This window comes from Allobosea sp. R86505 (assembly GCF_042466375.1).
In the GTDB taxonomy this organism is placed as follows: Bacteria; Pseudomonadota; Alphaproteobacteria; order Rhizobiales; family Beijerinckiaceae; genus Allobosea.
This window is the reverse complement of record NZ_JAXHPY010000001.1, coordinates 1,002,907-1,026,939: the sequence shown is the minus strand read 5'-3', so window position 1 is coordinate 1,026,939 and position 24,033 is coordinate 1,002,907. Positions and strand designations below refer to the sequence as shown.

Here is a 24,033-nt window from a genome sequence, read left to right as displayed (position 1 = left end):
GCAGGCGTGTCAAGCGCCGGACGGGGAGGGGGAGGAGCCAGACGATGCGCATCCGCGACTATTCGCGGCCGACCACGCTCAACCCCGACCGCCTCTTCGGCCAGGTCGCGCAGAAGCTCGCCGTCGCCATCATCACCGGGGCCGTCAAGGCCGGCGAGGTGCTGCCTGACGAGGACGATCTGAGGAGCGACATCTCGGTCTCGCGCACGGCCTATCGCGAAGCGGTCAAGGTGCTCACCGCCAAGGGCCTGGTCGAGGCGAGGCCCAAGAGCGGCACCCGCGCCGCGCCGCGCGACAGCTGGAATCTGCTCGATCCCGATGTTCTCGCCTGGCATTTCGAAGCGGATCCGAATGAGAAATTCATCCGCGATCTCTTCGAGTTGCGCCGTTTCGCCGAGCCGGCGGCGGCCCGGCTGGCGGCCCAGCGACGCACCGCCGCCGACATCGCCCGCATCGAGGCCGCCTTTCGCGGCATGGTCGACAACGAGCCCTATGACGACGTCACCATCCGCGCCGACCTCGCCTTCCACGAATCGGTCTTCGCCGCCTCCCACAACGCCACGCTGATGTGCCTGGCGAGCGCCGTGGCGGCGACGGTGCAATGGTCGCTGCTGCTCAAATCGGTCGATGACCGCGACTTCTTCGTCGCCTCGCTGGTCGACCACGAACGTGTCCTCGACGCCATCGTCCAGCGCGACGGAGACCTCGCGGCCGCGCGCATGAAGGCGCTGGTGATCGACAGCCTGAACACGACTCTGGCGATGCTGACCCCGCTTTCGGCGACGATCATCCAGAAAACCGCGTGATTAAGTCATATTATATATGCACCGGCGGTGCTTCCGCGGAGGTCCGCACTATGGTGGGATGGACGCTGGCCGAGCACCCTGTGCCGATGGCTTTCCAAGCGCCGGCCGCTGCCGCATTTAATCGATTCACCTCGGCCTGATCAAGCGCCGCCCTCCACCCAGAAGCCTGACGGAAACGCACCATGACACGGCCCAACGCCACCGAGATTCTGATGACGGGCCCGCTGATGGCCTATGCGGCCGACCAGCTGAAGGCTCGCTTCACCGTGCACGAACTGTGGAAGGCGGAGGACAAGGCGGCCTTCCTGCGCGAGATCTCGGACCGGGTCCGCGGCATCGCCGGCGGCGGCCATGTCCGCATCGACGGGGCCCTGTTCGACGCGCTGCCGAAGGTCGAGATGATCGCCAATTTCGGCGTCGGCTACGACAATGTCGACGCCGCCGAGGCCGGCCGCCGCGGGCTCGTGGTCTCCAACACCCCCGACGTGCTGACCGACGAGGTCGCCGATCTCGCCATCGGCCTGCTGATCGCCACCGTCCGCCAGCTGCCGCAGGTCGACCGCTATCTGCGCGAGGGCAAGTGGCTGAAGGCCCCCTATCCGCTGACGACGTCACTGCGCAAGCGCAAGGTCGGCATCGTCGGCCTGGGGCGCATCGGCAAGGCCGTGGCGCAGCGCATCGAGGCCTTCGGCCTGCCGATCGTCTATCACGGCCGCTCGCGCCAGGCCGACGTCGCCTATCGCTACTATCCCTCGCTGGTCGAGATGGCTCAGGACGTCGACACGCTGATCTCGGTCGCGCCCGGCGGCACCTCGACCCATCACATCATCAACGCCGAGGTGCTGAAGGCGCTCGGTCCCAACGGCATCGTCGTCAATGTCGGCCGCGGCACGGTCGTCGACGAGCAGGCGCTGATCGAGGCCCTGCGCAGCAAGACCATCCTCTCCGCCGGCCTCGACGTCTTCGAGGACGAGCCGCGCGTTCCCGCCGAGCTGATCGCCATCGACCATGTCGTGCTGCTGCCCCATGTCGGCTCGGCCTCGGTCCACACCCGCGAGCAGATGGGCCAGCTCCTCGTCGACAACCTGTTCTCATGGTTCGACGGCAAGGGCCCGCTGACGCCCGTCGCCGAAACGCCCTGGACGAAGGCCTGAGGGCGATGCCCGGCGCGCTGCGATGCGCGCTGGCCGCGGGCGGCCTGGTTCTCTCGGGCCTCGCCGCCGCGGCGCAGACGGCCCCGCCGCCACGCGGGGCCGACCGGGCGCCGCCGGCCGTCGCGCAGCTGCTGGGCGCCTGGGACCTCGAGCAGACGGGCGCGCCGCGCCGCTGCACGGTGACCCTGGGCGTCGAGGAGACCGCGGGAGGACGACAGCTGCGTTTCCCGGCAACCTGCCGCCGCGCCCTGCCGCTGCTCGCAGACGTCACCTCCTGGAGCCTAGGGCCCGATGGCGCACCTCGGCTGAACGGCGCGGACGGCAAGGCGGTCCTCGCCTTCGGCCAGCAGGTCCCCACCGGGTTCAGCGGCCGGGCCCGGGACGGCAGGGACTATGCCCTGAACCGCGGCACGCATCCGCGGGTGGCGCGCCGGCCCGCGCCGTCACCGGCGGAAGTCGCCGCCACCGCCGCCCAGCGCCCGACTCAGATCGACCCCAGCCGCGCCCCGGCTGCCGCAACCCTGCCGGGGCTCTATGCCCTGATGCGGCAGCAGGGCCGCGAAGCCTGCCGCCTGCGCCTGGTCGCGCCGACCGCGGAAGGGGAGGCGGCCGACGCCCGGCTCGAGCGTCCCTGCCCGGACACCGGCATCACCATCTTCGATCCCACGACCTGGCGCTATGCCGGCGGCCGGCTGACCCTGATCGCGCGCAAGGGCCACAGCATCGATCTCGTCTTCGAGGCCGGCGTCTGGCGCAAGGACCCCGCGGTCGGGGCGACGCTGCTGCTGCGCCGGCTGCAGCCCTGAGGCAAAATGCGCCGACCCCGGCGGGCCGGATCTTCCCGAACGGCAGCATTTCGACCGGTGCACCCTCTCCGTCTCTGGCGGTCGGCCTTCATCGTTCCTAGATGGGCTGTCGGCGCCCGACCCTTCGGCGCAGACAGGAGGATCGCCCGATGTTCAACGCCAAGTCGCTTCTCGATGCCCTCGTCAGCGCCGGCACCCAGGCCGGCCAGCCCGGCGGGCAGGGCCGGACCGGCTCGCTCGGCCAGATTCTCGGCGGGCTGGCGACAAAGGTTCAGCAGGGCGGCGGCCTCGGCGGTCTCGCCGGCATGGCCGGGCAGATCCTGACCCAGGCCTCGCAGGGCGTCGGCGACGCGGCGCGCCAGACCGGCGTCCAGCAGAAGGCCGGCGACGTCATGGGGCAGGTCACGGGCGGGCGCTCGGCGCAGGACGTGCTGGCCCAGGCCAAGGCGATGTTCGACAAGAATCCGGCGATGGCGACCGCCGTGCTCGGCGGCCTCGGCGCGCTCGTCTTCGGGTCCTCAACCGGCCGCGCCGTCGTCGGCTCCGCGGCCAGGCTCGGCGGCATGGCCCTGATCGGCGGCCTCGCCTACAAGGCCTATCAGAACCACCAGGCCGGCAAGCCGCTCCTCGACGTATCGACGCCCGAACTCCTTCCGCCGCCGCGCGGCACTGGCTTCGAGGCCGAAGCCGCGACCGAGGCGACCGCGCTGCTCTTCATCCGTGCGATGATCGCCGCCGCCGCGGCCGACGGCGCCATCGACGCCGAGGAGCGCACCGCCATTCTGGGCGGCCTGCGCGAGGCCGGCTTCGACCAGGAGGCGAATGAATGGCTGGAGCAGGAGATGGCCAGCCCCGCTTCGATCGAGACGCTGGTGGCCGGCGCGGAAAGCCCCGAACTCGCCGCGCAAATCTACACCGCCGCCCGCATCGCCATCAATCCGGACACGCCCGGCGAGAAGGACTTCCTGGCAGGCCTCTCCGCCTCGCTCGGACTCGATGCCGAACTCGTGGCCAATATCGACGCGGCCGCGAGCGCCGCCAAGGTCTGACAGTCCCGGCATGGCCGTTCGCGAGCGCCGCCACCGTCCCGCGGGGCGGCTCTTGCGCCAGAAGCCTGCCCTTTTCTTGCCGGCAAGCCGCGCAATCGCGCCGCGGCGTCAGCGTCGCATTAATCATCGCGGCCGAATGACCGCCTGACACGACCCTCATCCACCGAGGTTTAGGATTTATCGGCGAGGAAGGCAGGCGCCAGAACGGTGCAATGCCGCCCGATGCTCGCCCGGTCCTGTTGACGGCTCCCGGACGCGGCGACGGCGCAGGGGGGAGAGAGACAGGCCCATGGCTTTGATGGCGATGATCAGGGCGATGCGACCGCATCACTGGCTCAAGAACGGGCTGGTGTTCGTCCCCATCCTGCTCAACCACGACATCTTCGATCTCGACGCGCTGAGCGACGGCTTCGTCGCCTTCGTCGCCTTCAGCCTGCTGGCCTCGGCGATCTACCTGCTCAACGACATCGTCGACGTCGAGGCCGATCGCCGCCATCCGACGAAATGCAAGCGCCCGCTCGCGGCCGGTGAGATCACCGAGCGCCAGGCCTATGCGATGATCCCGCTGCTGATGGTGACCGCCTTCGCGCTCGCTTGGCTGCTGCCGCAGCCGCGGCTCTTTCTCATGGCGCTGGGCGCCTATCTCGTGCTGGCGCTGGCCTATCTCTTCGTGCTCAAGCGCAAGCTCCTGGTCGATGTGCTGGGCCTGGCGGCCCTCCACACCCTGCGCATCCTGGCCGGCAACGCCGCCGGCTCGATCCCGCTGTCGTCCTGGCTGCTGGCCTTCTCGATGTTCCTGTTCCTCAGCCTCGCCCTGGTGAAGCGCTATGCGGAACTGCGCATCACTCAGGACCAGTCGGGCCTGAAGAAGGCGGGTCGCGGTTACCATGCCGAGGATATCGAGGCGCTCTCGCAGCTCGGCATGGCCTCGGGCTGCACCTGCGCGCTGATCATGGCGCTCTATGTCGACAGCGATGCCGTCAAGGAACGCTACGCCCATCCCGAGCTGATCTGGCTGCTCTGCCCGATCATCCTCTACCAGATGTCGCGAATCTGGTTCCTCGCGCGGCGGGGACAGATGCCGGACGATCCGCTCGTCTTCATGATCCGCGACTGGCGCAGCCAGGTGACGGGCGCGGCCGTGGTCGCGATCCTCGTCGCGGCGACCCTGATTCCGTGACCGGCCCGGCGCCCCGCATCGCATCCTGGGGAGGCCTGACGCCGCGCGCGACGACGACGCTGGCGCCGGACCTCTGGCTGGCCGAGCCCGCGCCCGAGGTGGGCCCGGTGCTCGCCTATGGCAATGGCCGCTCCTATGGCGATTCCTGCCTGAACGATGGCGGGCGCCTGATCCTGGCACGCCGCCTCGACCGCGTTCTGGCCTTCGACCGCGAGAGCGGCCTCGTCACCTGCGAGGCCGGCGTCCTGCTCGATGATCTCCTGAACCTCGTCGTGCCCGCCGGCTGGTTCCCGCCCGTGACGCCCGGCACCTGCTACGTCACCATCGGCGGCGCGCTCGCCAACGACGTCCACGGCAAGAACCATCATCGCGCCGGCACCTTGGGCCGCCATGTCCGCGCCTTGGAACTCGTCCGCTCCGACGGGCGGCGCCTGACCTGCGCGCCCGACATGAACGGCGCGCTCTTCGCCGCCACCATCGGCGGCATGGGCCTCACCGGTCTCATCACGCAGGTGACGCTGCAGCTGATGCCGGTCGCTTCCGCCGAGATGCTGCAGGAGGCCGTTCATTTCGGCGGGCTCGACGACTTCTTCGCGCTCGCAGCCGGCTCGGACGCCAGCCATGACTACACCGTCGCCTGGATCGACGCGCTCGCCGGCGGCGCCGGCTTCGGCCGCGGCGTCTTCTTCCGGGCCAATCATGCCCCGGCCAGCGACGAGCCTCCGGCACAGCCCGGCCGCATCCTGCCCTTCCCGCTGAAGCCGCCCTTCCCGCTGATCAACCGGCTGACGCTGAGGGCCTTCAACACGCTCTACCGCGCCGCCCAGCCGCGCTCGCCCGAGCCGCGCCGCATCGCCTATCGCCCGTTCTTCTACCCGCTCGATCGCGTCTCCGACTGGAACCGCGCCTATGGCCCGGGCGGACTGCGCCAGTTCCAGTGCGCGATACCGACGGCGCACGCCCGGCCCGCCGTGGAGGAAATGCTGCGTCGGACGCTGGCGGCGGGCGAGGCCTCCTTCCTGACCGTGCTGAAGCTCTTCGGCGACGTGCCCTCTCCAGGGATGATGTCCTTCCCCGTCGCGGGCGCGACGCTGACGCTCGACTTCCCCAACCGCGGGGCACGCACCGAGCGCCTGCTGGCGGAGCTCGACGCCGTGACGCTCGCCGCCGGCGGCCGCGTCAACCCCTACAAGGACGCGCGCATGTCACCGGCGACCTTCGAGGCTTCCTTCCCGCACTGGCGCGACTTCGCCGCCCATGTCGATCCCGGCTTTTCGTCGAGCTTCTGGCGCCGCGTCACCGCCGGCTGAGCGCTGCCTCCCGCCCGTCCGAAAAAATCTGACATCGGCTTGAACCCACCGGACACGGCCCGCGACCAACGGTCATGGAGGGCGAATGGTTCGCTCCCGAAGCCTCAGGGAGACCCTGACGATGACCCGCTTCAAGACAATCGCCGCCGGCACCCTCGCCGCTCTGACCCTCGCCACCACCCTCGCCGCCACCTCCGCCGAAGCCCGCCCGCGTCATTGGGGCTATGGCCGTGGCCCGGCCATCGGCGCCGGCATCGTCGGTGCTCTCGCCGCGGGCGCTCTCGTCGCCGCCGCCACCCGCCCCGCCTATGCCCACGGCTATTACGGCTATGCCCCGGTGCGCCAGTGCGACATGATCGAGCGCGTCAACCGTTATGGCGAGGTCGTCGGCTACCGCCGCGTCTGCGGCTACTACTGAGCGGCTTTCCGGGGCCAGGAACCCCGGCGCGCCTCCTCCCCGCCTTTCGAGACCTCCCGATACGACTTGGGCTCCCCGGTTTCCCCGGAGAGCCCTTTTTCGTGCGTTCGGAGATCGCCTCAGGCGACGCGGGCGAGTTCCGCCTTGGCGTCGTTGATCGCCTGCTCGCGCGCCTCGGGGCCGTAGCCCAGCTTCTCGGCCCGGACGAAGGTGACGTCGCTGATGCCGATGAAGCCCAGCATCGTGCGCAGATGCGGCTCCTGCGAATCCAGCGACTGCGTCGGGCCAGAGCTGTAGATTCCGCCGCGGCTCTCGACGACGATGGCGCGCTTGCCTTCCAGCAGGCCGACCGGGCCGGTCTCGCCATATTTGAAGGTCACGCCGGCCCGCAGGACATGGTCGAACCAGGACTTGAGCGTCGAGGGAATGCCGAAATTATACATCGGGGCGCCGATGATCACGGTGTCGGCCGCCTTCAGCTCGGCGACGAGCGCGTCCGACAGGGCCTTCGCCGCGCGCTGCGCGTCGTTGGCGGGTTCGGCGCCACGGATCGCCGCGGTGGAATCGGTGGTCAGATGCGGCACCGGATTGGCGCCGAGATCGCGCTCGACCACGACGAGCGAGGGCTTGGCGGCGCGCAGGCGGGCGACCGTCTCGTCGATGAGCTGCTTCGAGACCGAAGCGACACCGGCGGCGCTGCTGTTGATGACGAGAAGATGGGACATGGTGCTTGATCCTGAAACCGGGAACGGGTTCGATGCCGCTGATGTAGCGGCGCACGTCCAGCAACGGAATGCGCAGGCGAAGCACCAAGCTGTTGCACCCATGGGAACACCGTCATGTCCGAGCTGGACGACATCCGCAGCTTCGTTGCCGTGGTCGAGAGCGGCGGCTTTGGGCGTGCCGGGCAGCGGCTCGGCCTGTCCAAGTCGATCATCAGCCGCCGCGTCGCCCGGCTCGAGGCCGAACTCGGCACGCGCCTGCTGAGTCGAACGACGCGCGGCGTCGCCGCCACCGAGGCCGGCCTCGAATTCAAGGCGCGCGGCGAGCGCATCCTGGCCGATCTGGCCGAAGCGCGCGACGCCGTGGCGCAGCAGGCGGGCGGCGTGGTCGGACGGCTGCGCCTGTCGATGCCGCTGACCTTCGGCAACCGCCATGTCGCCCCCATCCTCGGCGAACTCGCCAGACGCCATCCCGGCCTCGAACTCGATGTCGAGGCTAGCGACCGCTATGTCGACCTGATCGGCGAGCGCTTCGACGCCGCCATCCGCATCGGCACGCTGAAGGATTCAAGCCTGATCGCCCGCCGGATCGCGCCGATCCACGGCGTCATCCTGGCGAGCCCGGCCTATCTCGCGGCGCGGGGGCGGCCTGCGACCCCGGCCGATCTCGCCGGCCATGACTGCCTGCTCTACACCGGCACCAGCGTCCCCGACTGGGCCTTCCGGGTCGGCCGGCGGCGCGTCTCGGTTCGCCCGGCCGGGCGCCTGCGCTCCGACAGCGGCGAGACGCTGCTGGACTGGGCCAAGGCCGGGCTCGGCATCGTGCAGTTGCCGACCTTCATCGCTAGCAACTCCATCCGCGACGGCGGGCTCGAGCCGCTGCTCTGGGAGTTCCCGCTGCAGGAACACGCTCTCTTCGTCGTGAGGCCACCGGGAGCCTATGTGCCGGGCAAGGTCCGCGTGCTGATCGACCTGCTGGTCGAGCGTTTCGGCGGCGCGCCCTATTGGGACCCCTGCCAGGCGGCGGCGCGCGAGCGCGGCGTCACGCTGGGGTTCAAGCCGGGCTTCGAGACCGAGACGGAGGCCCATCAACCCGCGTGATCGCGCTCATCACCCGATTTCGCGTGGCTTTGCCGATCGCCCCCGGCACTGTGCCGGCCTCAACCGAGGGAGACCGCCGATGCTGCTCGTGGGAATGCTCGATAGCCCCTATGTCCGCCGGGCCGCCGTGACCGGCACCCTGCTGGGGCTGGAATTCGAACACCGCTCCGTCTCGGTCTTCCGCCACATGGACGAATTCCGGGCGGTCAACCCGCTGATCAAGGCGCCGAGCCTCGTGACCGACGACGGTACGGTCATCAGTGAATCGCTGCTCATCATCCAGCATTTCGAGGATCTCGCCGGACGCTCGCTGCGCCCCGTCGAGGCGAGCGCTCGGATGCGGGATCTCTCGCTGACCGGCATCGGCATCGTCGCGGCCGACAAGGCTGTGGCGATCGAATATGAGCGCAAGCGTCCGGAGGCGCAGCGCTACGCGCCCTGGCAGGAACGGATCGTGGCACAGCTTCACACGGCACTCGACCTGCTCGACGGCGCGGCTGGGCGAGGTGAACTCACGGCCGGCCCGGAATTGCTGCCCAGCGACATCGCCGCCGCGATTGCCTGGGGGTTCTGCCGGTTCGTCATCCCCGACTTCGCGCCGGTTCGAGCGCTGGCCGGCCCTTGCGGAACAGGCGCGCGCTTGCGAGGCGCTCGACGTCTTCAAGCAATGGCCGATCGACCGGGAATAGAGGCTGAGATACCGAAATCCGGCGGTTTCGCGTTCACCATGCCGAAAATTGCCGCAGCCGCGGCACCCGGCCCCTCTTGCAATCCGGCGGGCCGGGCGCATCTTCCGGAGCGAGTTAGGGAAGAATCGCCTCCTGGTCGGTCCCGCGCATCCAGCGCTGACAGCAGGAGATGACAGAGTGACTCGTTCCAGAAAGGCCGGCACGACGACCGGCCAAGGCGAAGTCCGCCGGCTCTGGCCCGCGGAACGCGACCTCTTCAAGGCCCATCTGCTGAGGCTCGACGAGGTCACCCGCCGCGAACGCTTCGGCACCGCGGTGAATGACGACTTTCTCGAGAACTACGCGGTCACCACCTTCGGTGTCGGCGGGCTCGTCTATGCCTATATCGAGGACGGAGCGGTGCGGGGCGCAGCCGAACTGCGCGGGCTCGAGGACATCATGGCCCAGACCGGCGAGGCCGCCTTCAGCGTCGAGCGCGACTGGCGCCAGCGCGGCATCGGCGGCACGCTCTTCGGCCGGCTGATCACCGCCGCGCGCAACCGCGGCATCCGCACGCTCTATATGACCTGCCTGCCCGAGTACGCGGCCATGCGCCGCCTCGCCCGCAAGTTCGAGGCTGATCTCGCCGGCGGCTATGCCGATGTCGAGGGCGTGATCGCCACCGGCCGACCGACGCCCTTCACCATCCTCGACGAGGCACTCGACACCGCCCGCGGCTTCGCCGCGATGGCGCTGTCGCTTCAGCGGCGCCTCTGGCGGCCGGCCCTGTTCGGCCGCTCGCCGGGCGCCTGACCGCTCAGCGGCTCAGCGAGAGCGCCGCGCCCGACTTGGTGACGGCCCCGTCCATCGCGCCGCCGCCGCTGGTGCGCAGCCGCGCCACGACCGTGCCGCCCTGCTGGTAGAGATAGACCTCGCCGTCTCGATAATCCCAGGCCGTGACCTTCTGCAGGTCGCGGTTCGAACAGCCCGAGGCATTGGCCCGGTAGAGATCCAGCGCCGGCGCGCTCGAGAGCTGGACGCGGCAGGACCCGCCGGTCGCCTCGCGGGCGGTCCAGTTGCCGATCACGCCGTCGCGCGAGGTCACGGCGGGTCGGGCGGTATTGCTGCCGGCGCCGAGCGTCGCGATCTGCCCGCCGCCGCCGCGCAGTGTCGGCACGTCACTCGTCTGCGGCGCGGCCGGGGGCGGCGTCTCCTGCGGCATGCCCGGAGCGGAGGGGTTGTAATAGGGGTCCTGCGGCGGCGGCAGTGCGCCTGGCTGCCCGGCCGGCGGCGCGGACGCGACCGGGTAACCACCGGGCGGCGGCAGCGGCTCCGAGACGACCGGTGCGGAACTGATCGCCGGCGCCGGCGGCAGGCTGGGCTGGCCATAGGCCTGCGGCGCGGGGCCGACGAAGCGCTGCGAGCCGGCACAGGCGGTCAGGGCCAGCAGCGGCAGCAGGCTGGCGGCTTTGAGGGTCATGGCCATGGTCTTGGTCTTCTTGGTCATGAGGCGTCGGTTCCGATCGATCGTGCGGTGCGGACAGGCGAACCCGTCGCAGGAAACGGTTGAATCCTAGACCATTCCCGTGAACGTGACATGAGCATGATCGTGCCGGGCGTCCATAGCCGAGCCCGTCTCGTTTGCGAACCCACGGCAGGCGCTCCGGTTCCCGTTCGTCATCCGATCGGATACCGTGGCCACAGGAGAGAGACCGGATGACGTCACCAACCTCCCCGGCGCCGGGCGCGGCCCTCCAGCCCCTGCTGCCGGCCACGATCGCGCCGCCCTTCGCGCGCTACAGCCATGGCATCGCTGTGCCGGCCGGCCATCGGCTCGTCGCCTGCTCGGGCCAGCTCGGCATGGCGCGGGACGGCTCGATCCCCGAGGATGTCCGGGCGCAGGCGGATCTCTGCTTTTCCAACATCGCCGCCATCCTGGCCGAGGCCGGCATGACGCTGGCCGACATCGTGCGCCTCAACGCCTATGTCACCGACCGCGCCCATATGAAGGGCTACATGGAGTCGCGCGACGCCCATGTCGGCACGCCCCCGCCGGCCTCGACGCTGATGATCGTCTCGGGCTTCACCCTGCCGGCCTTCAAGGTCGAGATCGAGGTCCTGGCGGCAGCCCTCTAGCCGCCTTCGGACGCTCAGCCCTTGCGGACCATCAGAACCGCCGCGAGGATCGCGATGCCGCCGAAGGCCTGCCCCGGCGAGGGCTGTTCACCGAAAATGGCCCAGGCAGAGAGCACCGCGACCAGCGCCGGCCAGACCATGACGAGCGAGGCGGCGCTGGCGCCATACTGGCCGAGCGACAGCGTGATCAGGCCCTGGCCCAGCGCATGGGAGACGAGGCCGAGCGCGATCACCGCGAGCCAGCCCTGCAGGCTCGACGGCAGGATCGCCTCGCCCAGCGCCAGCGCGGCGACGAGGCAGAAGACCGCGCAAATCGCGCTGGAGATCAGTCCGATCCGCCCCGCATCGGCCCCATTCCGGGCGCGGCGGACGGCCATGATATAGGCGGCATAGGACAGGGCGGCTCCCACCGCCAGGCTGTCGCCGAACAGGCTGCCGGGGATGCCCGACGACGCGCCGGCGAGTTTCGGCAGGACCAGCATCAGCGCGCCGCCAATCGCGAGCGCCAGCGCGCCGAGGATGCGTCGGCTCGGCCTCTCCGAGAACAGAAGCCAGCCACCCAGCACCACCGCGACCGGCGAGAGATTGCCGAGCAGCGAGGCGTTCGCGATCGTCGTGAAGCCGAGCGACGCGTTGTAGAGGACGACGTCGACACCGAAGGCGAGGCCGGCGAGCACGATCGGCAGCAAGGCGCCGCCGGACGCGGCGGGCCGGCCTGAACGACGCCGCTCCAGCCCCATCCAGAGCGCGAGCACCGGCAACGCGAAGATCATCCGCCAGAATCCGGCTGCGGCCGGCCCGACATCGGCGAAGCGCACGAACACGCCCGAGAAGCCGATGCAGGTCGCGCCCGTGAGGAGCGCGACGAACATGGCGAGCGCAGGCGCGGTCGGGGCTGGCAGGGCGGGCGCGGGGGCGGACATGGGGGAGTCGCTCATGATCTTTGTTTTGCGAATTTGTTCTCGACGAACACGTCCGTCATTGCGAGCGCAGCGAAGCAATCCAGGGGGACGTCGAGCGCGCCGCTCTGGATTGCTTCGCTGCGCTCGCAATGACGATGAGCCTGCACTACCCCTCTTCTATCCATCGGAAAAACGGATTATTCTGATTTAACCATTCTTAAAACCGATCGACAGAGGCGGCGCCATGTCCACGCATTTCGATCTGGCGGCGCTCGACATGCTGGTGGCGGTGGTCGAGAGCGGCGGCTTCACCGCGGCCGGGGCGCGGCTCGGGCGCACGCAATCGGCGATTTCGGTGCGCATCCAGGATCTCGAGGCCCAGCTCGGCCACCGGCTGCTCGAACGCTCGCGCCGCGGCGTGGTCCCGACGCCGGCCGGCGAGCGGCTGCTCGCCCATGCGCGGCGCCTGCTGGCGATCCAGCGCGAGGCGCTCGACGATCTCGGCGGCAGCAGCGCCTCGGGACGGCTGCGGATCGGCATTCCCGACGACTATGTCGACGCCTTCCTGCGCCCGCTGATCGCGCGCTTCGCCGCCGAGCACCCCAGGGTCGAGCTGGAACTCCATTGCGACCTCTCGAAGCGGATCGAGCCCGCCGTCGCGGCCGGCGAATTCGATCTCGCGGTGGTGACGCAGGACCCGCGACGCCCCGTCGGCGAGGTCGTCAGGCGCGAGCCGGTCGTCTGGATCGCCGCCCGCGGCCACCGGCCCGAAATGCAGGTGCCGCTGCCGCTGGCGCTGTTCTCGGAGGGCTGCCGGGTCAGGCCGCGCCTGCTGGCGGCGCTGGCGGAGGCCGGGACGGATCATCGCCTCGTCTTTTCCTGCTCCCACACCTCGGGCATGCTGTCGGCGGTCGAGGCGGGCTTCTGCGTCACCGCCGTCACCGAGAGCGCCGTGCCGGCGACCGCGCGACGGCTCGGCCCGGCGGAGGGTCTGCCGGCGCTGTTCGAGCTTTCGGTCGGGCTGATCATGGGCCCGCAGCCGGGGCTGGCCGCGCGCCGCTTCGCCGATGCGCTGCGCGAGGAGATGGCGGCACCAAGGCTGGCCGCGTGAGGCATTCTTCTCCTTCCCCCCGCTTGCGGTGGGGAAGGCCGGGATGGGGGGCGGGAAAGCCGGAGCGTCACCTTGCAACGTTTCGCCGAGCAGCGCTGCCCCCCCACCCAACCCTCCCCACCGCAAGCGGGGGGAGGGCTAGCGTCGCTCCTCATTGCCCTTTCCCCCCGCGAACACTACTGAGAGCCCATGAAATTCCTCGACCAGGCCAAGATCTATGTGAAGGCGGGAGATGGCGGCGCCGGCTGCGTCTCCTTCCGTCGCGAAAAATTCATCGAGTTCGGCGGGCCCAATGGCGGTGACGGCGGACGCGGCGGCGACATCGTCATCGAATGCGTGCAGGGCCTGAACACCCTGATCGATTTCCGCTTCCAGCAGCATTTCAAGGCGAAGATCGGCGGCCACGGCATGGGCGCCGACCGCCATGGCGCCAATGGCGAGACCAAGGTGCTCAAGGTCCCGCCCGGCACCCAGGTCTTCGACGAGGATGGCGAGACGCTGATCGCCGACCTGACCGAGCCGGGCCAGCGCTTCGTGCTGTGCAAAGGCGGCAATGGCGGCTTCGGCAACGCCTATTTCAAGACCTCGACCAACCAGGCGCCGCGCCATGCCAATCCGGGTCTCGTCGGCGAGGAACGCTGGGTCTGGCTGCGGCTGAAGCTGATCGCCGATGCCGGGCTGATCGGCCTGCCCAATGCCGGCAAGTCGACCTTCCTGGCGACCGTGACCGCCGCCAAGCCCAAGATCGCCGACTATCCCTTCACGACGCTCCATCCGGGGCTGGGCGTGGTGCGGGTCGACGGGCGCGAGATGGTGCTGGCCGATATTCCCGGCCTGATCGAGGGCGCCCATGAGGGCCATGGCCTCGGCGACCGCTTCCTCGGCCATGTCGAGCGCTGCCGCGTGCTGCTGCACCTCGTCGAGGGCACCAGCGAGCACGCCGGCAAGGCCTACAAGACCGTGCGCAACGAGCTCAGCCTCTATGGCGAAGGGCTCGACGAGAAGCCGGAGATCGTGGCGCTGTCGAAGGCTGACGCGCTTTCGCCGGAACTGCTGAAGGAGCAGGTGGCGCGGCTGAAGCGCGCCGCCAAGCGCATGCCGATCGTGCTGTCATCCGCCTCTGGCGAGGGCGTCGAGGCCGCTCTGCGCGCGCTCTTCGTCCATGTCGAGGAGGCCCGCCGCGAAGAGGACAGGCAGAACGCCCCCGTCGAGGACACCGGCTGGCATCCCTGAGGACACCGGCCCTGGACTCAGCGGGTCGCGCGGCGCGTTTCGCGCACGACGGTCGGCGCCGTGATGGCACCGGCCGCCCCGCCCACGACGGCACCGACCGGGCCCGCGACGAGGGCGCCCGTCCCGGCTCCGGCCGCCGCGCCGCCGATCCGCTGTTCGGTGGTGTTGCCGCAGGCGGCGAGCAGCACGGCTGCGGCTGCGACGAAGCCCAAGGTCGAAATCTTCATGGCGGTGAGTTCCCCAGCGTGACGATGCGGCTGGAACGTTCCGCACGGAACTAAAGTTCCGTCCCCTGTTGCACGGCGACGGGTCCGTGACGCCCCCCTGCGCTTTTCCTCGGGCCGAGGTAGCCAGCGGCCTTGCGATCTCCGCAAAAATCCGTATACAGCCGGCATCGCATCAGTCGCACCATTCGCGTGGTCGATGAGGGCCCGGTTCGGCCCACGTCGCTGATCTCGTTTTGGCAGGTTCCGTTTTGACCGGTTCGCCCCTTTAAGAGAGCGGATCGATGGAGTTGAGATTATGAAGATTCGCAATTCGCTGAAGTCGCTGCGCGCCCGTCACCGCGACAACCAGCTCGTGCGCCGCAAGGGCCGCGTCTACATCATCAACAAGGTCCAGAAGCGCTTCAAGGCGCGCCAGGGCTGAGCCTGCGGCGGGCTCGCGCCCGTCCGGCTGCCCGGAGGACGATGACCAAGCGGGGCGCTCCCGGGCGCACCCGCCTTTTTGCGGTCGCGGTCGCCGCTCCGTGAATTGACCCGCCGCCGCCGGCCGCTAGACTGGCGCCATGATCACCTTGCGAACCCTGTCGGCTGTCGCCCTTCTCGTTTCGCTCGCGGCAGTCCCCTCGATCGCCGCCGCCCAGGCGCAACCCTCGCCGCCCCAGCGCCCCGGTGCGGTCGCGCCGGCGGACAAGGACGACAACCCCGCCGCGACGACGGCCCCCTCGCGCGGGCCAGCTGCGACGCTGGAGCGCCTCTTCGAGCGGCTCGCCGCGGCCAAGTCGCCGGAAGAGGCCAAGGGCATCGCCAATCTGATCCAGCGTCGCTGGGCCCGTTCGGGCTCGGCCACGGCCGATCTCCTGATGACGCGCGCGCAGACCGCGATGAAGCAGAAGCGCCTCGAACTCGCGATCGAGCTGCTCGACCGCGTCGTCAGCCTGGATCCGGACTGGGCGGAGGGCTGGAACCAGCGGGCGAATGCGCTGTTCCTGGCCGGCGACCCGATCCGCTCCATGCTCGACATCGGCGAGACGCTGAAGCGCGAGCCGCGCCATTACGGCGCGATGATGGGGCTGGGAACGATCCTGCGGCAGCAGGGCGACGACAAGCGCGCCATGGTCGCGTATCGCCGGGCTCTGGAGATCTACCCGCAGCTCGAGGCCGTCAAGAGCGCGGTCGATGCGCTGAAGACCGAGGTCGACGGTCGCGACGCCTGAGCCCGCCATAGAACCGGAACCGGCCTCGCCGCGTATCCGCATCATGCTGATCCGCTCGCTCCTCATTCTCGCCGCCCTCGCCGTCGCGGGGCTCTGGCTGTGGTCCGAATGGCTGGGCGCCCAGGCCGCCCGGCGCCATCCGCCCGCCGGCAGCTTCGTGTCCCTCGACGAGGGCCGGCTCCACTACCGGGAGCGCCGTGCGGAGGGCGAGGCGAGAGGCACCGTCGTCCTGATCCACGGCGCCTCGTCCAGCCATGCCGACATGCTGGCGACGCTCGGCCCCGAGCTCGCCCGCTATCGCATCATTGCCTTCGACCGCCCGGGCCATGGCTGGAGCGACCGCCTCGAGGGCGACGCGATGGCCGATCCCGCACGCCAGGCCGCGGCGCTGATGCGCGGCATCGACGCCGTCGTTCCCGAGCGCTTCATCCTCGTCGCCCACTCGCTGGGCGGCGCCTCGGCGACCCGCATCGCGCTGGATCGGCCGGAGCGCCTGCGCGGTCTGGTGCTGCTCGGGGCCGTGACGCATCCCTGGCCCGGCGGCATCGCCTGGTATCACCATGCCACGACCTGGCCTCTGGTCGGCCCGCTCTTCACCCGGCTCGTCGGCGTCCCCGCCGCGAGCACCCTGCTGGACTCGGGCGCCGAGAGCGTCTTCGCCCCACGGCCGGTGACGCCGGGCTATCTCGCCGCCGCGCAGATCGAACTGCTGCTGCGCCCCGAGACCTTCCGCGCGAACTCGCAGGACATTGCCGCGACGCTGGACTTCGTCACGGCCCAGGCGCCGCTCTACGGCGAGCTGAAAGTGCCGGTCATCGCCATCACCGGCGACAGCGACGCCATCGTCTCCCCCGTCATCCACTCGGCGACGATCGCCCGGCAGGCACCGCTGGGCCGCTTCGTCCTGCTGCCCGGCGTCGGCCACATGCCGCATCACGCCGCACCTGAAATCGTTGCCGCCGCGATCGACGAATTGTCGGGCCGCCGCTCGAATCTGGCGAGCCTCGCGGACGCGGCCGCCCGCCGCGACTAAAGGTATAAGACTTTTGTCGCGCTTTCCGAGGGTGCGCTATTCCGCCACGTTACCCCGCGCTTTAGTTCAAAACTGACGTAACGACGCCAGCCCTTCGCCCATCGCGGCGCGGGGCCAGAGACGTATTGACACGTCGCAACGGGGGAACGTCCATGCCACCAGATGACAAGGTCAAGGCCCATTGGGCCGAGACCCAGCGCCTCACCTATATCATGCTCGGCGTCTGGGCCTTTTTCGGATTCTTCATTCACATGTTCGCGCCCGCGCTCAACGGCGTGAAGATCGCCGGCTTCCCGCTGGGTTTCTACATGGCCGCCCAGGGCGCCCTGATCGTATTCGTTGCCCAGCTGTTCTGGTTCGCCAAGGCCCAGGACAAGGTGGACCGCAAATACGGCATGGCCGAAGACGAGTGAGGGGAACAGATCCATGTCCGCAGGAGCTCAGAAGGGCGACTTCACCTCGAATCTAGGCCGGATCTACGGCGTCTATACGGGTGGCTTCGTCGCTTTCGTCGTTTTCATCGGGGTTCTGGAGCGCGCCGGCGTTCCCAACCACATTCTCGGCTATCTCTTCGTCGCCTTCACCATCGGCGTCTATGCCGCGATCGGCATCATGTCGCGCACCATGCAGGTCGACGAATACTACGTCGCCGGCCGCAAGGTGCCGTCCTTCTACAACGGCATGGCCACGGCGGCCGACTGGATGTCGGCGGCCTCCTTCATCGGCATGGCCGGCACGCTCTATCTGCTCGGCTATGACGGCCTCGCCTTCATCCTCGGCTGGACCGGCGGCTACGTGCTGGTGGCGACGCTGATCGCGCCCTATCTGCGCAAGTTCGGCTGCTACACCGTGCCGGACTTCCTCGCCTTCCGCTTCGGCGGCAATGGCGCGCGCATCGCCGGCATCGTCGTGCTGATGAGCTGCTCCTTCACCTATGTGGTGGCGCAGATCGTCGGTACCGGCCTGATCGGCGCCCGTCTGCTCGGGATGAGCTTCGAAGTCGCCGTCTTCGTCGGCCTCGTCGGCATTCTCGTCTGCTCCATGCTCGGCGGCATGCGCGCGGTCACCTGGACGCAGGTCGCACAGTATATCGTGCTGATCGTCGCCTATCTCATCCCGGTGATCATCCTCTCGACCCAGAAGTTCGGCATCCCGATCCCGCAGCTCACCTACGGCTCGGTTCTCTCCGAGATCCAGGTCCGGGAAGCGGCGCTGGGTGTCTCGGCGGCGGCCTCGCACACCATGCCGTTCGCCCGCTACGACCCCGTGAACTTCTTCGCCCTCGTGCTCTGCCTGATGGTCGGCACCGCTTCGCTCCCCCACGTCCTGATGCGCTACTTCACCACGCCCTCCGTGCGTGAGGCCCGCAATTCGGTGGCGTGGACACTGCTGTTCATCTTCATCCTCTACTTCACGGCGCCGGCCTATGCCGCCTTCGCGAAACTCGAGGTCTTCTCCAACGTCATCGGCAAGCCGCTGGGCGAACTGCCGGGCTGGCTCTACAGCTACGGCCGGATCGGCCTGATTCAGGTCTGCGGCACCAATGCCGTCGATCTGGCGACCATCACCGCCGCCTGCGGCAAGATCGCCGGCCATACCGGCATCCTGCAGCTCGCCAACTTCACCATCCAGGCGGACGCGATCGTCATCGCGACGCCCGAGATCGCGGGCCTGCCCTATGTCGTCTCCGGCCTCGTCGCCGCCGGCGGCCTCGCGGCGGCGCTCTCGACCGCCGACGGCCTGCTGCTGGCGATCGCGAACGCGCTCTCGCATGACGTCTATGCGAGGATGATCAACAAGAACGCGCCGGTGGCGCGGAAGCTCGTCATCGCCCGCGTCATCCTGATCGTGGTCGCGCTGTTCGCGGCCTGGGTGGCCTCGCACCGCCCGGCCGACATCGTCGCGATGGTCGCCTGGGCCTTCTCCCTGGCGGCAGCGGGGTTGTTCCCGGCGCTGGTCATGGGCATCTGGTCGAAGAAGACCACCGCGACCGCGGCCGTGGTGGGCATCTGGGTCGGCTTCCTGACGACGCTGGTCTATCTCGTCGTGAGCCGCTACTTCCCCGGCTTCGGCGTGAACGTGCTCGGCATGTATTCGAACGTGCACCCCATCACCGGGGCCGCGCTCGTCGACATCGCCAAGCTCAAGGCCGAGCAGCCGCAGATCTTCCAGCAGGGCTGGGTGGCGATCAATCACCCGCTCGCTTCGAAGGTCGGCTACTTCAACATCGCCAACATCTCGGCCGGCCTGTTCGGCATGCCGATCGGCTTCCTGACGATGTACATCGTCTCGAAGTTCACCACGGCGCCCAACAAGGAGTTGCAGGATTTCATCGACGAGATCCGTCAGCCGCGCGGCGCGCCGGTGATGATCGAGAAGTGAGCCCGAGGTCGCGGGCGCTTGCCGCCCGCGACACCTCCTCTTCGGGGGGCGGACCACGGTCCGCCCCCTTTTTCATGAATGCGCGAATCGCACGCTTGCCTGCCCTGCCGATGTCGGGCAGAGGCAAAGTCGATCTCGACACAGCAAGGATCGATCCTGAATGACCGATGTCGACAGCCAGGGCCTGTTCTGGCTCTATCAGGCTCCCAATCTCGCTCTGGCGGCGCTGATGTACACCCTGCTGGGGCGCTTCCTGCTGTCGATCGTCTTTCCGCCCGACAGTGAGAAGGTCATCTGGAAGACCTTCCGGCAGATCACCCAGCCTGCCATCGAGGCCGTGCGGATCGTGACGCCGCTGGCGGTCCATGAGCGCATCCTCGTCCTGCTCGCCTTTGTTTGGCTGCTCTTCATCCGCATGCTGCTCTTCGTTGGCTTCGCAGCCGCGGGCTGGCTTCCGACCATCGTGGGAGCGCCCAAGCCATGACCGACGATCGCGAGGACATTCTCCGCCGGGACGGCATCACCATCGGCATTGCCGGAATGTCGCTGCTCAACGGCATGCATTTCTCGGCCTATTTCGATCCTGTCTTCATTCTGATGAAGCAGTTCGCTCCGGGCTTCTTCATTTCGTCGCCGCTGCTGATCTTCTACTTCACCTCGCTCTTCATCTCGGCCCTGACGCTGGCCATCGGCGGCATCCCGGCCGCGATCTATGAGCGGGGGAAGAACCTCGAGACCAGCAACGCCACCTCGATGTGGATCTGGCTCGGCGGAATCCTGCTGCTGACGATCCCGACTTTGCTGCAGATGACGGCGCGCCCGGCCTGAGGGCGGGGCGCGCCGCGCTCACACGATCTTGTGATGCCCGCACGGGCCCGTCCGCTTTAGCCTTTTCCCAAACGGAAGGGCCCAGGCATGGATCCGGCGCGCGTGCGCGAACTGGCATTGTTGTCCGTCTCGCGCGGCTGCGGTTTCGCCGGCCTCGCCATCATCTGCTTCATGATCGGGCTGGCCGGCTATCCCGATGTCGCGATGCAGACGGGCGCCATCCTGATGATGGGGACGGCCGCCTTCCTCGTCGTCAAGGCCGATGTCTCGGTCCGCAGGCCCTACAAGCGCACCGAACTCTGGGTGCTGCTGCCGCCCTCCGAGCGGCCTCGGGCGGAATTCGCGCAACAGCTCATCGGCGGCACGCTGCGGGAGATCTACCGGCGCTTCGCGGTGTATTTCGGCGTCGGCGGCACGCTCTGCTTCCTCGCATCCTTCGTGCTGCCCGCCTGATCAGGCCTTCTCGACATGCTCCTTCGCCACGAAGGCGATGCGCACCATGTTCGTGGCACCCGGCGTCCCGAACGGCACGCCGGCGACGACGATGATGCGGTCGCCCAGCTTGGCGAACTTCTCGCGCACGGCGAATTTGCAGGCGCGCGAGGCCATGTCGTCGATGTCGCTGGCATCCTTCGTCACCACCGAATGCACGCCCCAGACGAGGGTGAGCTGCCGCGCCGTGGCGCGGTTGGGGGTCAGCGCGATGACGGTGGAATTCGGCCGCTCGCGCGCCAGGCGAAAGGCGGTCGAGCCCGACGAGGTCCAGGCGGCGATGACCTTGAGGTTCAGCGTGTCGGCGATCTCGTGCGAGGCCTTGGCGATGGCGTCCGCCCCCGTCGCTTCCGGCTCGGCGCGCTGCGCCTCGAGGATCGAGCGATAGACCGATTCGCTCTCCACCTCCTCGGCGATGCGGTTCATCATCGACACTGCCTCGATCGGGAACTGGCCCGCCGCGCTCTCGGCCGAGAGCATCACCGCATCGGCGCCTTCGAACACGGCCGTGGCGACGTCCGACACCTCGGCGCGCGTCGGCACCGGGCTTGTGATCATGCTCTCCAGCATCTGGGTCGCGACGACGACCGGCTTGCCCATGCGGCGGCACATCCGCGTGATGCGCTTCTGCGTGCCAGGCACCTTCTCCAGCGGCATCTCGACGCCGAGATCGCCGCGCGCGACCATGATCGCATCCGACGCGTCGATGATCTCCTGCAGCCGCAGCAGCGCCTGCGGCTTCTCGATCTTGGCGAGCGCCAGCGCCCGCCCGCGCACGATCTTGCGCAGATCGGCCATGTCCTCCGGCCGCTGCACGAAGGACAAAGCGATCCAGTCGACGCCCGCCTCGGCTGCCGCCTCCGCGTCGGATCGGTCCTTGTCGGTCATCGCGGAGACGGCGATGGTGGTGTCGGGCAGGCTCACGCCCTTGCGCGAGGACAGCCGCCCGCCGACGACGACGCGCGTCACCGCCTGCTTCTCGCTCGCCTTCTCAACCGTCAGGCGCAGCTTGCCGTCGTCGAGGATCAGGGTGTGGCCGGGCTCGAGCGCGCTCAGGATTTCGGGATGGGGCAGATGCACGCGCTTGACCGTGCCCGGCGCCGGGTCGGAATCGAGCGTGAAGCGCGCACCGTTCTCCAGCGTCACCCCGCCATCGCCGCCGAAGGCGCCGACGCGCAGCTTCGGGCCCTGGAGATCGGCGAGGATGCCGACCGGACGGCGGAACTGTGATTCGAGCGCGCGCAGCATCGCCACCTTCTCTGGCAAGGTCTCGCGCTGGGTGTGGCTCATATTGATGCGGAAGACGTCGACCCCGGCCTGGAACAGCTTCGCGCACATCTCCGGCGTCGACGACGCCGGCCCCAGCGTGGCGATGATCTTGATTCGGCGCTCGCGCTTCATGAGTGGTTTCCTCAGGGCCGGGCGGGCGCGCCGCCGGTGGTGTCGGTCAGCTGGATCGTCCAGCTCTTCTGTTCGCCGGTGTCGACCTCGAAGAAGCCGGCGCGCTCATAGCCGCGCGCCAGACAGTCTTCTATGCCGCGAATGGTGAATTCCTTGTTGCGGGTGCACATCACCGACTTGCCGGTCCACTCGCCCCCGCGGTCGTAATCGACCGCATGGACATAGTAGAAGCGCGCCGCCAGCGTGCCGCGCAGCAGCGTCTCGCAGGCCCGCGGCGCGATGTTCCACCAGCCTTCCGTGGTCCAGCCCTGCGCATCGCGATAGCCGATCGCGACGCCGACGCGGCTGCCCGTGGTGTTGCACATGCGCAGATCCGCGAGCGCCGGCGCCGAGCCGGCGAGCAGGGCGCCCACGACGAGCAGGAGGCGCAGGGTCGGTGTCGAGGTCGGGTTCATCTCAGGGTTCGATCAGGATGACGCGGCAGTCATTGACGTTGGTGAGGGTCGGCCCGGTGCGCAGCAGATCGCCCAGCGGCTCGAAGAAGCCGGTGGAATCGTTCTCGGCGAGGGATCGGGCGGGATCAAGGCCAAGCGCGACGGCGCGCGCGAGCGTCGTCGCGTCGATCACGGCGCCGGCCGGGTCGCTCGCCTCGCCGCCGCCGCCATCGGTTCCATCCGTATCGCCGGAGAGGCCCACGATACCGGGCGCCCCGGCGAGCGCGATCGCCAGTGCGAGCGCATATTCCTGGTTCGGCCCGCCGCGGCCCTGTCCGCGCAGCGTCACCGTCAGCTCTCCGCCGGAAAGGATGGCGGCGCGTTTTCCGGCGCGCTGCAGCGAGACCGCAAGTTCGGCATGGCGCGCGGCGACATCCCGCGCCTCGCCCTCCAGATCGGCGCCGAGATCATGGACCTCGTAACCGCCCGCCGCAGCCACCGCATGAGCGGCCGCGATGGCCTCCGTCGGGCGGGCGATGATGCGGAATTCGCTGCGGGCGAAGGCGGGGTGGCCGGGCTTGGGCGTCTCGCTGGTGTCGTCTTCGAGCAGCGCCTTCGCCGCCGCAGGCAGGTCGAGGCCGTAGCGCGCGACGATCGCCCGCGCCTGCGCCATCGTCGTCGGGTCGGGCACCGTCGGCCCCGAGGCGATCGCCGTCGGCTCATCGTTGGGAACGTCGGAGATCGCGAGCGTCAGGAGCCGCGCCGGTGCGGCCGCCAGCGCCAGCCGCCCGCCCTTGATCCGCGACAGGCGCTTGCGGACGATGTTCATCTCGCCGATCGGCGCGCCCGAGCGCAGCAGCGCCTTGTTGACCGCCTGCTTCTCCGCCAGCGTCAGGGCACCCGCCGGCGCGACCCAGTTCGCCGAGCCGCCGCCCGAAAGCAGTACCAGCACCAAATCGTCGGCCGTGGCGGAGGATGCCAGGTCCAGCGCGCGGGCGGCGCTGTCGATGCTGCCCTGGTCGGGAACGGGGTGGCCGGCGGCGACCATCGGGACATGGCGGGTCGCGGTCTCGTAGCCGTGTCGCGCGACGGCATGGCCGAGCAGGCGCTCGGGCGGAACGCCGCCGTCGAGGTAGTGCGCCTCGGCCAGTGCGGTCATGCTGCCGGCCGCCTTGCCGGCCGCGAGCAGGATCAGCTGACCCGTCGCGGGCATGGGCGGCAGATGCGCCGGCAGGCAGCCCGAAGGATGCGCCCGCGCCACCGCCGCGTCGAAGACCGCCCGCGCCGTCGCGCGCATCCGCTCCCGTTGGTCGCCGGCTTGCTGCAAGGCCCTCTCGTCTCCCCCCATTCGGGCGCGCCGTGAATCGCCGCCCGGCGTCGTTGCCGAATCTTTTAAGTGCGGGCCGGGCCCTCGTCATCAGGGTTTTCC

28 protein-coding genes are annotated in these 24,033 nt (G+C 69.2%); 21 read left to right on the top strand and 7 right to left on the bottom strand.

Translation table 11 applies throughout. The features are described 5' to 3' along the window. Positions 1-44 precede the first annotated feature (44 nt). The 7 genes from SJY11_RS04965 to SJY11_RS04935 all read left to right on the top strand — a co-directional run bounded on the left by SJY11_RS04965 (position 45) and on the right by SJY11_RS04935 (position 6,723). Complete coding sequence (locus SJY11_RS04965) at positions 45-806, top strand: FadR/GntR family transcriptional regulator (RefSeq protein ID WP_376985311.1); 762 nt, start codon at positions 45-47, stop codon at positions 804-806. A 182-nt stretch (positions 807-988) separates the two neighbouring features. Beyond that, positions 989-1,960 (top strand): 2-hydroxyacid dehydrogenase, encoded by a 972-nt coding sequence (locus tag SJY11_RS04960; RefSeq protein ID WP_376985309.1) that lies wholly within the window; start codon positions 989-991, stop codon positions 1,958-1,960. A 5-nt stretch (positions 1,961-1,965) separates the two neighbouring features. Beyond that, on the top strand, positions 1,966-2,766 hold the full coding sequence (locus SJY11_RS04955; protein WP_376985307.1) for an AprI/Inh family metalloprotease inhibitor: 801 nt from the start codon (positions 1,966-1,968) through the stop codon (positions 2,764-2,766). 149 nt (positions 2,767-2,915) lie between these two features. Further along, the gene (locus tag SJY11_RS04950) at positions 2,916-3,815 is read left to right on the top strand and encodes a tellurite resistance TerB family protein (RefSeq protein WP_376985305.1); all 900 of its coding nucleotides are present in this window, start codon (positions 2,916-2,918) and stop codon (positions 3,813-3,815) included. 289 nt (positions 3,816-4,104) lie between these two features. Beyond that, positions 4,105-4,995: a UbiA family prenyltransferase gene (locus tag SJY11_RS04945; protein ID WP_376985302.1), complete on the top strand. Its 891-nt coding sequence runs from the start codon at positions 4,105-4,107 to the stop codon at positions 4,993-4,995. Beyond that, entirely contained in the window at positions 4,992-6,305 is a 1,314-nt protein-coding gene (locus SJY11_RS04940) for an FAD-binding oxidoreductase (RefSeq protein ID WP_376985300.1), read from the top strand. The genes SJY11_RS04945 and SJY11_RS04940 overlap by 4 nt, the downstream gene beginning before the upstream one ends. Before the next feature lie 121 nt (positions 6,306-6,426). Next, positions 6,427-6,723 (top strand): hypothetical protein, encoded by a 297-nt coding sequence (locus SJY11_RS04935; RefSeq protein WP_305690734.1) that lies wholly within the window; start codon positions 6,427-6,429, stop codon positions 6,721-6,723. Between the two features lie 119 nt (positions 6,724-6,842). On the opposite strand, the gene SJY11_RS04930 is transcribed toward SJY11_RS04935, so the two are convergent. Further along, complete coding sequence (locus SJY11_RS04930; RefSeq protein WP_376985298.1) at positions 6,843-7,448, bottom strand: FMN-dependent NADH-azoreductase; 606 nt, start codon at positions 7,446-7,448, stop codon at positions 6,843-6,845. A gap of 114 nt (positions 7,449-7,562) precedes the next feature. On the opposite strand from SJY11_RS04930, the gene SJY11_RS04925 reads away from it, so the two are divergent. From SJY11_RS04925 to SJY11_RS04915, 3 genes are all read left to right on the top strand, one after another. Next, positions 7,563-8,546 carry a LysR family transcriptional regulator gene (locus SJY11_RS04925; protein ID WP_376985296.1) on the top strand — a complete coding sequence of 328 codons (984 nt, stop codon included), beginning with the start codon at positions 7,563-7,565 and terminating at the stop codon, positions 8,544-8,546. Positions 8,547-8,625: 79 nt separating this feature from the next. Beyond that, on the top strand, positions 8,626-9,408 hold the full coding sequence (locus tag SJY11_RS04920) for a glutathione S-transferase family protein (protein ID WP_376985294.1): 783 nt from the start codon (positions 8,626-8,628) through the stop codon (positions 9,406-9,408). Positions 9,409-9,412: 4 nt separating this feature from the next. Continuing rightward, complete coding sequence (locus tag SJY11_RS04915; RefSeq protein WP_376985293.1) at positions 9,413-10,027, top strand: GNAT family N-acetyltransferase; 615 nt, start codon at positions 9,413-9,415, stop codon at positions 10,025-10,027. A 4-nt stretch (positions 10,028-10,031) separates the two neighbouring features. Here the strand turns inward: SJY11_RS04915 and SJY11_RS04910 are convergent, their stop codons facing one another. Continuing rightward, positions 10,032-10,721: an AprI/Inh family metalloprotease inhibitor gene (locus tag SJY11_RS04910; RefSeq protein WP_376985292.1), complete on the bottom strand. Its 690-nt coding sequence runs from the start codon at positions 10,719-10,721 to the stop codon at positions 10,032-10,034. A 209-nt stretch (positions 10,722-10,930) separates the two neighbouring features. Between SJY11_RS04910 and SJY11_RS04905 the strand changes: the two genes are divergently transcribed. After that, entirely contained in the window at positions 10,931-11,350 is a 420-nt protein-coding gene (locus SJY11_RS04905) for a RidA family protein (RefSeq protein ID WP_305694922.1), read from the top strand. Between the two features lie 14 nt (positions 11,351-11,364). Here the strand turns inward: SJY11_RS04905 and SJY11_RS04900 are convergent, their stop codons facing one another. Then, positions 11,365-12,288 carry a DMT family transporter gene (locus tag SJY11_RS04900; protein WP_376985291.1) on the bottom strand — a complete coding sequence of 308 codons (924 nt, stop codon included), beginning with the start codon at positions 12,286-12,288 and terminating at the stop codon, positions 11,365-11,367. A 208-nt stretch (positions 12,289-12,496) separates the two neighbouring features. Between SJY11_RS04900 and SJY11_RS04895 the strand changes: the two genes are divergently transcribed. Together SJY11_RS04895 and obgE are read left to right on the top strand one after the other, a co-directional pair. Further along, positions 12,497-13,363, top strand: a complete 867-nt coding sequence (locus SJY11_RS04895) for a LysR family transcriptional regulator (RefSeq protein ID WP_376985290.1) — start codon at positions 12,497-12,499, stop codon at positions 13,361-13,363. A gap of 189 nt (positions 13,364-13,552) precedes the next feature. Continuing rightward, the gene (obgE, locus tag SJY11_RS04890; RefSeq protein WP_305690726.1) at positions 13,553-14,596 is read left to right on the top strand and encodes a GTPase ObgE; all 1,044 of its coding nucleotides are present in this window, start codon (positions 13,553-13,555) and stop codon (positions 14,594-14,596) included. 17 nt (positions 14,597-14,613) lie between these two features. On the opposite strand, the gene SJY11_RS04885 is transcribed toward obgE, so the two are convergent. Continuing rightward, positions 14,614-14,823, bottom strand: coding sequence for a hypothetical protein (locus SJY11_RS04885; protein ID WP_326910054.1), 210 nt, complete (start codon positions 14,821-14,823; stop codon positions 14,614-14,616). A 295-nt stretch (positions 14,824-15,118) separates the two neighbouring features. On the opposite strand from SJY11_RS04885, the gene ykgO reads away from it, so the two are divergent. From ykgO to SJY11_RS04845, 8 genes are all read left to right on the top strand, one after another. Next, positions 15,119-15,244 carry a type B 50S ribosomal protein L36 gene (ykgO, locus tag SJY11_RS04880; RefSeq protein ID WP_038363015.1) on the top strand — a complete coding sequence of 42 codons (126 nt, stop codon included), beginning with the start codon at positions 15,119-15,121 and terminating at the stop codon, positions 15,242-15,244. A gap of 139 nt (positions 15,245-15,383) precedes the next feature. Beyond that, on the top strand, positions 15,384-16,034 hold the full coding sequence (locus SJY11_RS04875) for a tetratricopeptide repeat protein (protein WP_376985289.1): 651 nt from the start codon (positions 15,384-15,386) through the stop codon (positions 16,032-16,034). 43 nt (positions 16,035-16,077) lie between these two features. After that, positions 16,078-17,067 carry an alpha/beta fold hydrolase gene (locus tag SJY11_RS04870; protein WP_376985288.1) on the top strand — a complete coding sequence of 330 codons (990 nt, stop codon included), beginning with the start codon at positions 16,078-16,080 and terminating at the stop codon, positions 17,065-17,067. Between the two features lie 152 nt (positions 17,068-17,219). After that, on the top strand, positions 17,220-17,480 hold the full coding sequence (locus SJY11_RS04865) for a DUF4212 domain-containing protein (protein ID WP_376985287.1): 261 nt from the start codon (positions 17,220-17,222) through the stop codon (positions 17,478-17,480). A 13-nt stretch (positions 17,481-17,493) separates the two neighbouring features. Further along, a complete protein-coding gene (locus SJY11_RS04860; RefSeq protein WP_376985286.1) occupies positions 17,494-19,449 on the top strand; it encodes a sodium:solute symporter family protein in 1,956 nt (651 codons plus the stop codon). Between the two features lie 160 nt (positions 19,450-19,609). Beyond that, positions 19,610-19,933 (top strand): hypothetical protein, encoded by a 324-nt coding sequence (locus SJY11_RS04855; protein WP_376985285.1) that lies wholly within the window; start codon positions 19,610-19,612, stop codon positions 19,931-19,933. Then, positions 19,930-20,277, top strand: a complete 348-nt coding sequence (locus SJY11_RS04850) for a hypothetical protein (protein WP_326910067.1) — start codon at positions 19,930-19,932, stop codon at positions 20,275-20,277. The genes SJY11_RS04855 and SJY11_RS04850 overlap by 4 nt, the downstream gene beginning before the upstream one ends. An 87-nt stretch (positions 20,278-20,364) precedes the next feature. Next, positions 20,365-20,730 (top strand): hypothetical protein, encoded by a 366-nt coding sequence (locus SJY11_RS04845; protein ID WP_326910069.1) that lies wholly within the window; start codon positions 20,365-20,367, stop codon positions 20,728-20,730. Here SJY11_RS04845 and pyk read toward each other — a convergent pair whose 3' ends face one another. From pyk to SJY11_RS04830, 3 genes are read right to left on the bottom strand one after another with little or no spacing between them, the layout of a single operon-like run. Further along, positions 20,731-22,170 (bottom strand): pyruvate kinase, encoded by a 1,440-nt coding sequence (gene pyk, locus SJY11_RS04840; RefSeq protein WP_376985284.1) that lies wholly within the window; start codon positions 22,168-22,170, stop codon positions 20,731-20,733. Between the two features lie 11 nt (positions 22,171-22,181). After that, positions 22,182-22,625, bottom strand: coding sequence for a DUF1036 domain-containing protein (locus tag SJY11_RS04835; RefSeq protein ID WP_376985283.1), 444 nt, complete (start codon positions 22,623-22,625; stop codon positions 22,182-22,184). A gap of 1 nt (position 22,626) precedes the next feature. Next, positions 22,627-23,901, bottom strand: a complete 1,275-nt coding sequence (locus tag SJY11_RS04830; protein ID WP_376989255.1) for a glycerate kinase type-2 family protein — start codon at positions 23,899-23,901, stop codon at positions 22,627-22,629. Positions 23,902-24,033 lie beyond the last annotated feature (132 nt).